This window comes from Plantactinospora sp. CNZ321 (assembly GCF_004217235.1).
On sequence record NZ_SHKQ01000001.1, the window covers coordinates 3477763 to 3490591 of the forward strand.

5 protein-coding genes and 1 CRISPR repeat array (1 of these 6 cut by a window edge) are annotated in these 12829 nt (G+C 70.3%); of the genes, 3 read left to right on the forward strand and 2 right to left on the reverse strand.

Annotation, left to right across the window (positions count from 1 at the left end; all coding sequences use genetic code 11):
- A CRISPR array of direct repeats spans positions 1–519; the repeat unit is 28 nt; unit sequence CTGCTCCCCGCGCACGCGGGGGTGATCC; it begins 669 nt to the left of the window's first position.
- Between the two features lie 797 nt (positions 520–1316).
- From EV371_RS15365 to EV371_RS15375, 3 genes are all read left to right on the forward strand, one after another.
- Positions 1317–6464, forward strand: a complete 5148-nt coding sequence (locus EV371_RS15365; protein WP_130462634.1) for a hypothetical protein — start codon at positions 1317–1319, stop codon at positions 6462–6464.
- Positions 6464–9646: a hypothetical protein gene (locus tag EV371_RS15370; protein WP_130462635.1), complete on the forward strand. Its 3183-nt coding sequence runs from the start codon at positions 6464–6466 to the stop codon at positions 9644–9646. The genes EV371_RS15365 and EV371_RS15370 overlap by 1 nt, the downstream gene beginning before the upstream one ends.
- A gap of 306 nt (positions 9647–9952) precedes the next feature.
- Positions 9953–10246: a DUF1330 domain-containing protein gene (locus tag EV371_RS15375; protein ID WP_130462636.1), complete on the forward strand. Its 294-nt coding sequence runs from the start codon at positions 9953–9955 to the stop codon at positions 10244–10246.
- A gap of 501 nt (positions 10247–10747) precedes the next feature.
- Here EV371_RS15375 and EV371_RS15380 read toward each other — a convergent pair.
- Together EV371_RS15380 and EV371_RS33815 are read right to left on the reverse strand one after the other, a co-directional pair.
- On the reverse strand, positions 10748–12142 hold the full coding sequence (locus tag EV371_RS15380; RefSeq protein WP_130462637.1) for an NsdA family TPR-like regulatory protein: 1395 nt from the start codon (positions 12140–12142) through the stop codon (positions 10748–10750).
- 90 nt (positions 12143–12232) lie between these two features.
- Entirely contained in the window at positions 12233–12469 is a 237-nt protein-coding gene (locus EV371_RS33815; protein ID WP_207230502.1) for a hypothetical protein, read from the reverse strand.
- Positions 12470–12829: the final 360 nt, after the last annotated feature.

Genomic DNA, 12829 nt, shown 5'->3' on the forward strand with positions numbered 1-12829 from the left:
CCTGCTCCCCGCGCACGCGGGGGTGATCCGCCTTCGCGCTGCATCAGCGCCGGGATGACGAGCTGCTCCCCGCGCACGCGGGGGTGATCCCCTGCTCGGCCGTTCCCGGCCGGAGTACGAGTCCTGCTCCCCGCGCACGCGGGGGTGATCCCGCGGCGTGGCTTGCCGATGGCGTCGATTACCTCTGCTCCCCGCGCACGCGGGGGTGATCCTCTAGAGGAACTGAAAGCCGGGATGCCCGGGTATCTGCTCCCCGCGCACGCGGGGATGATCCCAGGGTCGACCGGTGGACGTCGAGCGCCTCGGCCTGCTCCCCGCGCACGCGGGGGTGATCCCGACATGACCGCGTACCGGATCATCAACCGGGTCTGCTCCCCGCGCACGCGGGGGGTGATCCGTGCTCGACCCCACGCACGAAGCAGTCCCGCACCTGCTCCCCGCGCACGCGGGGGTGATCCCGGTGGCGGGCAGAACCGGGTGGCGGCCGGGATCTGCTCCCCGCGCACGCGGGGGTGATCCCGCCCCCGTTCCGACGGCGCGATCCAGGTACGGGTGTGGCGAATCCTGGCGGGGCCGACCTGTCCGCTCGCATAGGTACAGCCTGTCCGTTGCGGGCGACCGGTCAGGTCGGCTGAACGGGCCGCCGCGCGGCCCATGCCGAAAGGGTCCGGAACCCGCGTGTCTCGCTCGGATGCACGCTTCTGCTCGATATGCAGGTAATCGTCGAGCCTGGACGAACTCAGCTCATTGCGGACTTCCACCGCAGACGGGACACATCCCAGGGGCCGCACTTCTCGGACAAGAAGGATTGATTTCACCCTGGCAGATCGGGGGTAGAGAGTTGAGTCATCCGCATGCTTCAATAAACATGTATCGTCCCCTTCGGAAGGCGACGGCCATGCGATATCGTGGATCAGTTCGTTGTCGCTTCGATTTCGCTGATGACCACCGTTCCTACTGGAACACTCGGATCGGCGACCGAGCGCGCAAGCGGGTGAACCCGGCCGAGCGCACGGGAAGAAGCACCGAACCCCGTGACCCACGCGACGCGGGCCACCTGCGATTCGCAGCCTCCACCGACGATCTGCACAGGTCAGGGCTCCAGTAGTCGATCCGGCAACGACTTCGGGTAAGCGACGGCCTGGAACCTGGTCGGCCAGAGGGACCTTATCCGACGCCAGGGCCGACGGTCAGCTCCGTTTACGTGCTGGATCTGCTGCGGTTCAGGACACCTGGACCGATTCGTAGATGCGAAGTATTTAATCAATGGCCAGGTCGCCCTGACCATGCCCGCGAACCCGAATGGGGATTTGCAGATGGCCAACCTGCGGGGTTACCTGGACTCTCTGAGTGCCACGAATCAGGTGCTGATACCGGCGGATATCGACACGGTGCTGCGGTCGGTGGATCAGGTGACGGTCCGACCAGGGACACCGATCACCCTCGACGGCCGGATCGTGGCCAACCCGGCGCTGCCCGGTTTCCTCAGTTTCACCCTCGCCACCGGCCGCCCCGTCGTGGTGACCGTGGTAGGAAACCAGAACAACTGGAGCGTGGACATCGCCCTGCTGGGCACGGCGGACCCGCTGTTCTATCTCCCGACCACGCCGGCGCTCCTGCCCGCGGAGCCGCGTTCGGGCGGCACGGGCGCGGGCCGGCAGGAGTGGCTGGAGCCGGTGGCCGGACGGCTGCGGGTGGACGGCGAGCTGGTCGTACGGGTGACGGGCATCGCGGGGCAGGCAGCGCGGATGCGGTTACTGCCCAAGGGCTTGAGCGAAGACGAACTGATCACGGTACGACTCGACCCGCCGGCGATGCTGTTCGGCACCACCGGCGTCGGCATGTCCTTCACCGGCGGCGTCATTCTGATCGACGACAACCCGACCATGTCCCCACCCGGCCAGGATCCGGCGTGGCGCGGCCTGTCGATTCCGGGGCTGAGCCTGTATGTGCCGCGGGGCGTTCCGCTCGGCGGCGGCACCAAGGTCACCGCCAGCCTGTCGATGACCAGCCCGGCCGGGGTGGATGCGACGGCAACCGTACGGCTGCCGTCGGCCGATGGCCGTCCCGAGCTGACCGCCACCGTGGAGTGGCGGGACCCGGCCGCGACCCGGCTCGGCGATCTGATCCCTACGCTCGTCGACATCGTGGCGGTGCTGCCGATCGACGGCATGACCGTGCCCGCCGTGGGCGAGGAGCTGACCGTCGGCGGCGGTGCCCCGACCCGGATCCGGGTCCGCTACAGCCGCGATCCCCGGCAGAACCCGGTCGTCGTCGGGTTCACCGCGGCCCTCGAAGCCGACGGTGACCAGGGGCTGATCTCCGTACGCGCCACCCCGCAGTCGTCCGTGGCGCCCAAGGCGGTCGTCACCGCCGCGGCACTGGCCACCGCGGTCATGGCCGATGCGCCGAAGCCGCCACCACGACCCGGTGACGACGGCAGCGGCGCGCTGGTGCACGACCTGCTCGTCGCCGCACTCGGACTCAGCACCGTGCTCACCCAGCAGGGTCAGGTCGTCGTGCACGGCGTGACCATCGGCTACTCCACGGCCTCGGTATTCGACTTCACCGTCGACTACAGCGCCGACATCGTGGTCAAGCCGCTCACCGTCGGCGGCGGCAATGGGTTCGGGGTGAGCATGGACCCGGCCCGGCCGATGCGGGTGCGCTTCCACGGGGTGCGGCTGCGGGTCGACATGAACGCCACCGGGCTGGACCGCTACACCCTCGACTACCGTTCGTCGCGGGTGGATGTCGAGGACCCGGGTGGGTGGCAGGTCGAGCACCTCGGGTCGCTGTTCGACGTGCTGGGCACCCGGTCGGGCAAGGGCTCGACGTGGTTCGAGGTGGATCTGGCCTTCGCGCTGGACCTCGGACCGGTACGGGTCGAGGGCGCCACCATCCGGGCCACCGTGCATGGCGGCTCGCTCGACGTCACCCTGCGCGGGCTGGCGGTGACGCTTGCCTTCCCAGGCGCGGGTGGTGGTCTGGACGTCATCGAGGGGAGGGGCCAGCTCAAGATCCTGTCAGATGCCGCGACCGGCCGCCCGATCACCGACATCCGGTTGGCCGCGAGCATCCCGCCGCTCAACCTCGCCGCCGACGCGTACCTGATGACCGCCGACCACGGCTCCGACGGCAACCAGATCCTGGTCGTGTTCGCCATCGACCTGCCCGGACCGGTGCCCCTGGGACCGACCGGCCTCGGTGTGTTCGGCTTCATGGGTGTCTTCGGCGCCAACACGGCGATCGCGCTGCCACCCGGCGACGACATGGTCGCCCAGCAGTTGTCCTGGGATCCGCGCCGCAGCGGTCACACCCGGTTCGATCCGGGCAGCACGACCCTGGGCATCGGCGCCGTGCTGGGCACCGTACCCGACCTGGGATTCACCTTCTCCGCCCGGGCGATGTTCGCGTTGAGCGTGCCCGATGTGGCGATCAACGCCAGTCTCAAGGGAAGCCTGTTCGCCCCGAGGGCACAGCTCAGTGAGGTCGGCTCCCCGCCGGGCGGAGACCTGATCAACTACCTGGGCGTGCTGGCGTACGGCGACGACGGGCTCACCATGGGGCTGCGCGGCAGTTACCGCGTACCGGTGCTGTTCGAGCTGACCGTGCCCATCGGTGCGCATTTCCCCAAGCGCGGCAAGAACTGGTTCCTGCGGGTCGGCGGCGACGACAAGCACGGTCGGGGCGCCCCGGTGCTGCTGACGATCCTGCCGGACATCCTCGACGAGCACGCCTGGGCGTTTCTCATGATCGACGGCGCCGGCCTGCCCGACCTGTTCGAGGATGGCCGTGGCCTCGACGGCTTCGCCGTCGGAATGGGCGCCAGCTGGCACCGGAACCTGCGGTTCGGTCCGCTGGGCCTGGAGATGTCCGCGTCACTCGTCGCCGGGATCGGGACCATGCCGTACCCCGACGAGCGGGGGCAGTCCCCGATCATCGCCGCCGAGGGCCGGCTGGCCGGCTCCCTCGACCTCGGGCCGGTGTCGGTCGCCGCGAGTACGACCCTGAGGGTGCAGGTCGGGCCGGGCGTCCGCTACCTGGTCGACTTCCACGTCTGCGGCGAGGTCGATCTGTGCTTCTTCTCCATCGGCGGCTGCGTGGACTTCCACCTCGGCGACGAGCCCGGCCCGCCGCCGGTCCCGATGGTCAGCCCGCTGACCGGGGTCGCGTTGATGGACCGCAACGGTCGTACGGTCGCCGCGGCGGCCACCAACCCCGACGACGCGCCGGTGGTGTGGCCGGACGTGGTACCGACGTTGGCCTTCACCGTCGGCCCGCCATCCGAGACGTACTCCATCGGTCCGTTCCGGATCGTCGACACGTTCTCCGGCAGCGGTGAGGTCGGCACCGCCGACCTGCGGTACCGGTACCTGCTGAGGCAGTTGTCCATGGTCAGCGTCACGGACGACGGCGAGGTGCCGGTGCCGAACAACCCGGACGCCACCTGGTGGATCCCGGCCGTGGACCAGAGGTCGCCCAACCCGCTGACCACCGCGCGGCATCTCAGCCTGCTCTCCACCGACCCGGTTCCGTGGATCCAGACCCTGGCCGACGGCGGTGAGAACCTGCCGGAGGACCCGCTGATTCCGCTGCGCGACCTGTGCGGGCCGGCGGTTCTCGCCCAGGCCGGATGGCTGCTCGGCACCGATGCCAAAGGCACCGCGGTCGGCTGGGAGATACCGCCGGAGGCGTTGCCCGCCAACCGATTTCGCTCGCGGCTTTCGGCGCGGGTGGCGGTCACCCTGGACGACGAGCCGCTGAGGGCGTCCTGGTTCGCCTCGCGCGGGCTGCCCGCCCCGATGCACTCCGGCGGCCCTCGGCAGATTTCCGGGGGCGTGTCCACACCGGACCGGGTCTTTTCCGGAGGGCTGGTCCTGCCACACCCACTTCAGGGCGAGTGGCGGCAGGTGACCGGTGCGCCGATGCTCGCACTCGCACAGTTCACCTTCGACGGTGAGATCTCCCAGCCCCGGCTCTGGCTCAGGGTGCGGGCGACCGCGACGGAGGACACGATCCGGGTGTTCTCGTTGAACTCCAGCATCGAGTGGACCCGTGTGCAGACCCTCAACCCGAGCCCCAGCCACCGGGTCTACTGCTACACCCCGCCGTCGAACCTGACCGATACCGGCTTCCGGCTGTTCTACTACGCCCGCAGCCGGGTCGAGGTGCTGGGCGTACGCGGGATCACCTCCGCGGCGCAGAACGCGGCGAACGTCGTCGACGCGGGCCGGTGGCAGGCGGCCACCGCGGGCACCGTAGCGTCCTGGCGGTCGCTGGACGACGACACCAACCTGTTGTTGCCCGACACCCTCTACAAAATCACCAACACGATCGTGGTGCACGCTCCTGGGGAGCCTGAGCCGACGGTCCTGCCGAGCACGGACTACTACTTCCGGACCGCACCGGAAACCGGTACGAAGACGGCGTCGCCACAGTTCGCGGCGAGCGTCTTCGCGCCGATTTTCCGGGCCGTCGACCGGTTCGACCCGAGCTACCTCGAGCGATACCTGCTGGGTTACGTGCCCGGCGACGGCACCCGGTTCTGGTACCACGACGACCCGGTCGCGGCGAGCTTCAGCCGCAACCACATCACCGCACTGGCCCGCCGCTACGAGTACGACACGCTGCTCCGGCTGCGCCGTACCGACACCCCGCCCGAGGCGGCTGCACCGCCCGACCCGGTCACCGCGCGGCTGGTCGCGCTGATCGGGGCCTGGCAACTCGCCCGGGCCGACCAGCGGCTACACGCGCTCGCGTTGGCATCGAGCGGGGCGTGCCGGCGCCCGGCTGTCGGGGCATCGCTCGTGCCCGAGGTGCCGCTGGAGCCGCGCGCGACCTACGACCTGGCCGTCTGGTTCCGCAAGCGCGGACAGCTCAGCGGTGGCGTTGGCCTGCCCGGCGTGGTGTTCACGACCTCCCGCTACGCCTCCCCTCTCGAACAGTTCGCCGACCTGGGCCTCGTGGGCACCGGAACCCCCGGCATGGCGGGTGACCTGGCCGTGGCGGCACCCACGACACTGCCGCCGCCCGGCACCGGCGACGGCCTGCTCGCCCGCGTACTGCGCGATCTCGGTCTCGATTTGCGCCCGGCGCCCCGGGCCAGGACGAGCGCGCTGTGGATCCGCAGTGGCTCCGGTTGGCTGCTCTCCGGGGTGCTGCTGGAGTCGCCGGAGCCGCTGGAGCGGCTGGACATGGGCCGGGAACCCGGTGCCGACGGGGACGCCCCGCCACGGGTCCGGCTGTTGTCGTTGAGCGCCCCGAACGCCTTCGGCCAGGTGTGGCGGGACAGTTCCGGGTGTCGGGTGCTGCTGCGTACGGTCTCGCCCGCGGTGCCCAGCTACGGACTGCGGCTGGCAATCGAGGAGAACCGGCCCCTCGCCACCGGTGGCACCAGCACGGTGACCACGTACCTGACCGGCTCCTGCAACACCACACCCCGCTTCGCCGAGGAGATTTGATGTCGGACAAGGGATTCTCGCGTCGAAGCCTGCTCGGCGGGGCGGTGGCCAGCGGTGTGGTGTCGGTGGTGCCCGGGAGCCCTGCCGCTGCCCAGCGGCCGGACATCGAGGCCACGGCCGCCGGCCGGTCGACGGCGGCGCCGGCGCAGCTGCTGCGCGCGTCGGCGATCACCACGGCGGGCGACCCCTGGCTGCCCGACGGCACGCACCTGCGGGTCAACCTCGCGCCACGCCTGGGATTCCCGCTGCATCCACTCACCGCGTTCCGCATCGACGTCGTGCCGGTCTACACCCGACCGGACAAGCTCGAATCGTCGACGACCCACGTCTGGCTGAACGCCGACCTGTCCGTCGCCGCCACCGGCGGCGGGATCCGGCACACCAGTGCCAGTGACACGCACTACCTGGTGATCCACGGATGGCAGTGGACGTTCCGGGCGGTCCGATGCTGCTTCGTCCGGCTGCTCACCCAGTCGGGCAGCGCCTTCCGGGTCGAGGTGCTGGACCCGGCGACCGAGCTGCCGGACGCCGATCCCAGGGTGCTGGCCAGCCGCGGCGCGGCGCCGTACGAATTCGGCGGCACCGACATCACCCTGCTGCGGGTCAGCGGTGCGGGCGCGATCGACCTGGTCGAGATCGTCAGCACCGAGTCGCCGTACATCGCGATCGATCCCGCTCGGGCGGTCTCCTTCGGCCTGCCGCGCGGCGCCGGTCCCTGGTACGTGCCCGACCCGACCACCGATCCGGCAACCGCGGCCCGGATCCGGGTGGAGCAGGGCGCGGCCAAGCGGATGGGCCCACCGGATCGCCCCGACGGCACGGTGACCGCGCTGACCCCGGCCGACGAGGTGAACCGGGTGCAGGCCCTGTCCAGCGCACCGTCGGGTCTCGACTACTGGCTGGAGCGGTGTTTCACCGACCCGGCGACACCGCCGGTGGACACCGCCGTCAGCCTCGCCGGTGGCCCGGTCCCCGCCGCCTCCGGTGCGATCTCCCCGCTCTCCGCCCTGCTCGCCTCGGCGGTCGACCCGGCAATCGCCCGGCACCTCGGACTGGCTACCCGGGTGGACCCGCCGACCGGTTCGGCGGTGTGCACCCTGTGGATGGTCGCCGGACTGTGGCTGCTGCCGCTGGACCGGTCATCCGACGGCGGCACGCTACGCTCGCTGATCACCGGCTTCCCACCACCGGCCACCGTCGTGTCCGCACTGTACGACCGGTATCCCGGCCTGTCGGCGCTGGTCGCCGAGCGGCTGGCCCAGCTGCGGGCGGCCCATCCCGCCGACGGCTGGACCGCGGTACCGCTGATGGTGCCGGCCGTCGCGGCCAAGGCCACGCCGGACCGGCCCGCTCCGCCCCGTACGCTCGCCCTGCCGCAGAGCACCTGGCGGGTGACCACCGGCCAGCGGCTCTGGACCCAACGGATTCCACTGGTGGGGCCGGCGGCCGGTGGCATGCTCGGCCTCGCCAGGCTGACCCCAAGCCCGGTCTCGCTACACGACACGATCCGGGTCGGATCAGTGAACCGGGCGCGTGCCGTGGTCGCCCACTGGGACAGGTACAACAACGATGCGGGCTCGGTCACCGACCTCGCGGTGCCCGGCCAGTCCGCGTCCTGGGGGCTGTGGCGGGCCGACGAGTTCGGTCGGTGGAGCGACCGGGCGGTGGTCAGCGGGCAGGCGCCACCCACGGCCGGGCCGCCCACACCCACCGTGGAGGCCGAGTTCCAACCCGCTGCCCGGGACGGCGGGCTCCAGCCACGGTCGCCCGGGACACTGCGGATCCGGATCGGCGTGCCCGGTCGCACCCTGCCGGGCCGGTTGCCCTCCCGGGACGTGATCGGCCCCGGCGGGGCGCCGGTGACGCTCGCGCTGCTGACGGTGGATGGCGTGGAACAGCCCGCGGTACCGGTACCGGCGGGCGCGTCATCGGTCGTGGCGACCGTCGCGGTACGCGAGTTCGGCGTCGGCGAGACGGCGGCGATCCCCGTGCTCGCCAGTCTGGTGGACGCGGCCGGTCAGACCTCCGAACCCGCCCAGGTCGAGCGTACGGTGCACGACCCCCGGGCCTACGCCCCGCTGCACGTCGCACCGACCCTGCTGTTCGCCACCGAGCAGGACCCGATGGGCGACAGCGAGGTCGGCCTCGAGTGGAGTGGCGGCGCGTGGGGATACCGGGTGTACCTGGGCGACGAACGCAGGCTGGGCGGCACGGGCAGCGGACAGCGGTGCGGACGGGCGGCCGAGGTCTGGGCGCGGTCGGGCGAACTGACCGACCGCCGCCGGTTCAGCCTGGTCACACCGAAACCACTGCGGGCCGCGCCGGACGGCGTGGTGCGCTTTCGCCACCGACTGCCCGGGTCGCTGCGCAACGTACAGTTCGTCCGGGTGGTGCCGGTGACCAGTGCCGGTGTCGAAACCGCCTTCGAGACCTGCGGACTGACGCCGGTCGCGGTGCCCGTACCGGACCGGCCGCCGGCGCCGGTCGTGCGGGTACGACCGCGCACGGACGGCCGGGTGGACGTCACCATCACCGTGACCGGGCTCCGCGACGACCTGCTCGCCGGGCTCACCGAGCCGCCACAGGCCCGGCTGCGCCGTGGTCGCCTCGCCAACAGCGACCCCGAGTACGTCCCCGTCGTGCAGACCGGGATCTCGCTCACCCGTGACGCCGACGGGGCCTGGTCGGCCACCGTCGTCGACGGCCCGGCCACGGGCTTTCCCGGTTACGTCCGGCTGACCTGGCTGGCCGAGGTGCGGTACCCGGCCGAACCGCACCTGCCCGTGGGCACCCTGCCCGCCGACAGTCAGATCCATCTGATCGGGGGCGGTCATCCGGGCCCACAGGTGTCCGGCTGGGGCCCGGTCTCCCCGCCCGCGAGCACACTGCTCACCCCCGAAACCCCGCTCGTGCCCCGGGCCACGGTCCGGTGGGGCACGTACAACGAGATCGCCGTGACCAATACGCCGATTTCCCACCGGCACGCGATCGCGCCACACCGACTCGAGGTCCACCGAATCTACCCGCCCGGGTCGTACCCGAGCGTCGCCCTGCCCCCGGTACCGATCACCGGCACGACGACCGTGGTACGCGACACCGCCATCAGCCCTCGCCCGCTCAGATACGCGGTGGTGATCATCGACCCGATCAGCCGGTCCACACCCCCCGTATACGTTCAGTGAACCTTCTTCAGCCTGGACCGCGCGGCGCTCATGCACCGCGTCCGACCTTGCGGTCCGTCGGACCGCAAGGGGAGGTTGAAAAAGGTTCAGTAACCAGCTCGCCGGCCGGGCGTGGTCGGCGACGCCATGCGGAGCCGGCAGCGTGTGCGTGACCTGGCCGCCGGCCCGCTGCACCGCCGTGTCGGGCGTGTCCTGGAGCATTCAGGACCGGTCGGCTGGGCGGTCAGACACGAGCTCTACGAGATCGCTGCTTCCGTCAAGGAACTGCGGCTGCCTTCTCGGCCTTGAACAGGCATCATGGGGTCCATGACCGCCTATTGGATCAACACGTTCACCGCTATCCATGATGAGGCCAGGCTTGCGCGCTACGTTGAGTTGGCCGGTCCGGCGATGCGGGCGGCAGGCGGGGCGTTCCTCGCCCGCGGCAACCCAGTGCACGTGTTGGAGGGATCCGCCGCTCTGCGCACAACGGTCATCCGCTTCGATAGCGCAGATGCCGCCGTCGCGGCCTACCGCAGCCCGGCATACCAGGAGGCGCTCGCGGCGCTCGGCGACGGCGCCGAACGCGACATTCGCATTCTGGATGGGGTAGAGGACTGACCTGCTTCAAGAGCTGCTCGACGTTCGTCAGAGGCCGCTGCGCGAGCTTGGCGCCGGCGGCTCGGTGCGTGCTTGGCTGGGCGGGGACGTTGTCAGTCGACGTCGGTGACGTGTTGTTGCCCGCTGCGTTGGATGCGCCGGCGGCGCGCTCAACGCCTGGCGTCGGGCCGCCGAGACACTGGCCGGCTCCGGGATCGCGCACGACGCGGCCGTCGTCGCGGCGCTGAGGGCCGGCCTGCCGGCATGACTCCGGGCCCGCCGTGCGGCGGGGCCCGGAGACAGCGAAACTACAGGGACTGGAGTACGGGCAGAACAGCGATCGCCACGCCCCGGCTGGTTATGTTGGAGGCGCGGGTCGAAACGGCCGGGACGTCGGCCGGAGGGCCGTTGAAGGGATAGGCGGCGTAGAACCGGTATCCGCGACCGCCCGGACCGTCCGGGTGGCCGACACCCTGCTCCCCGCGCACGCGGGGCTCGGGCGAAGTGGGTCTGCGCCCGTGATTACTCCTCGCGGTCCGGCACGTTGCCTATCGTCGTTTCGGATTGAGCGGTGTTGGCGAGCATTTGGTGGAGTCGGGTTCGGAGTCGGGTCGAGCCTGGGATCAGTGCGGTTTGTCGGATGGCTTCCTGCGTGTCGGTGTGCGCCTGCGCGGTGTCGCCGAGCAGGTATCGGGCGTGGGCAAGGTCGATGTGGCTGTGGGCGCGTTCGCGGCGCTGGTGGAGACGGTAGGTGGTGAGTGCGGCGAGGGCTTCGGTTCCGGCGTGGTTGGCGAGGTCGTCGGCGTGCCCGGAATGGACGGTCGCCAGGTGTAGGTAGGTGGTGGCCGCTTCGCGGCGTAGGTCGGCGTCGCTCGGATGGAGGGTGTGATGGTGTGGCGGGTCGTCGTCGGATTCGATGTGGAGGTTCGCGGCGAGGTCGAGCATGCCGCGTACTTCGCTGAGTCTGTTGGTGGGTTCGGCGGCGAGGATGTGTGCTTTGAGGTTCCAGAGCATGGCTCTGGTCCGGGTGTGTTGCCCGGGCAGGATGCTGATGGCGTGGTCGACCAGTCGTAGGGCGGCCTGGGGATGGTCGAGGGTGTGGAGGTGACGGGCCATGTCGGCGAAGATGACCACTGCGGTGAGGGGTGCGTGGTGGTGGGTGGATTCACGGGCGGCATGGAGTCCGTAGGTGAAGTAGTGCTGTGCTGGTCCGTCGAGGCCGGCGTCGTGGGACATGCGGCCGACCGCTGCGGCGAGCGTGGCGATCGCCGCGAGGAGCCGGTTGCCGGTGGTGGTGTCGTAGGTGGCCTGGTGGAGTAGGTCGACGGCGGTTTTGAGGTGTCCGATCGCCGCGTCGCGGGCCAGCGCCCCGCCAAACTCCTGGTCGTACTCGGCCAGTCGGATCGTTGCGGCTTCGACCGCATCGACGGCCGACGCGTCGATGCGGTCGGTGCGGTCGGTGCGGTGGTTGTCGGGGACGGGTAGTCCGATGGTGTCGGCCTCGTGCCAGCGAATGGTCGCGTCGGCGTACGCGGGTCCGGCGACGACGGGTACCAGGCTGGTCAGGGTGGAGGTGGTGCAGAGGATGTCGCGGCGCACGAGGGTTGCGAGTTCTTGCAGGGTGCGTGTGGCGACGATTGGGTGATGGTGGGCGGGGAGTGGTGGGTTGCCGTTGCGGGTGTGGGGCCAGATGAGCGGTGGCGTTATGTCGGCGCCCCAGGCGGTGGCGAGGACTTCGGCGAGGAGGTCGGGTTGGTCGCTGTCGCGACCTTGGAGCCAGCGTTTGACGCATTTGTGGTCGTAGCCGAGGTCGAGGCCGTACTTCTTTCGTCCGAGGTCGTTTATCGCGGTGGCGACGTGCGTCATGGTGGTGTACCCCGATCCGTTGATCAGAACGGCGAGTACCTGGTTGGTCACGTCTGCCGGCAAGAACATCAGTAAGCTTCTCCATCACGTCACGAGCACGGACAGGACAAGGGCAAGGGGTGACGGCTGCGCGGCTGCCAGCTACGGCCATCCGACCGGCGCGGCCGAGAGGTGGTCCTGCGAATAGGCGACGTGAGTGCTGCTGAGCGGCGCATCCATCAGACCAACGACGAGCTGTTCAGCCGGACCGCCGCTGCACTGGTCCGGCGCTGACTCGAGGTCGGCCGCCGCGGTCACACGTCGGTTTGCCAGCTCGGCCCAGTCGACCGCCGGGACGGTATCCGCGTCGGCCCGCTTGGCAACGTACGGTGCCGTCACGGTGTCGACACTGGTTCCCCGCGCATCCGTGGGACAGTAGGTCGCCAACACCGCCAGTGCCGACGACTGCTCCACCCTCCCGGGGCGCCAGGAACCACCACGGTAAACCCAGACACGATCACCCGGTCCGTAGGCACTCGCTGTAGGAATCTCGGTATCAGGGCGCTCGTCCGGTCGGACGGTGGGTCGTGGCATCATCTCGATCACCTTCCGCTCTGTTTCATAGTCGTTGCCGGATGGACTGACGGTCGTATCAAGGGCTTGGATACCTCGGCGCCATGAGTGGTGACACCAAGATCAGTTTCTGTGGGCGTGGTCGCCGGTCCAGGGTTCGGCAACGGTCGTGTTTTGTCAAGCCCC

Coding starts and splice junctions, on each gene's coding strand:
- EV371_RS15365 (WP_130462634.1), top strand. CDS start 1,317: ATGGCCAACCTGCGGGGTTACCTGGACTCTCTGAGTGCCACGAATCAG.
- EV371_RS15370 (WP_130462635.1), top strand. CDS start 6,464: ATGTCGGACAAGGGATTCTCGCGTCGAAGCCTGCTCGGCGGGGCGGTG.
- EV371_RS15375 (WP_130462636.1), top strand. CDS start 9,953: ATGACCGCCTATTGGATCAACACGTTCACCGCTATCCATGATGAGGCC.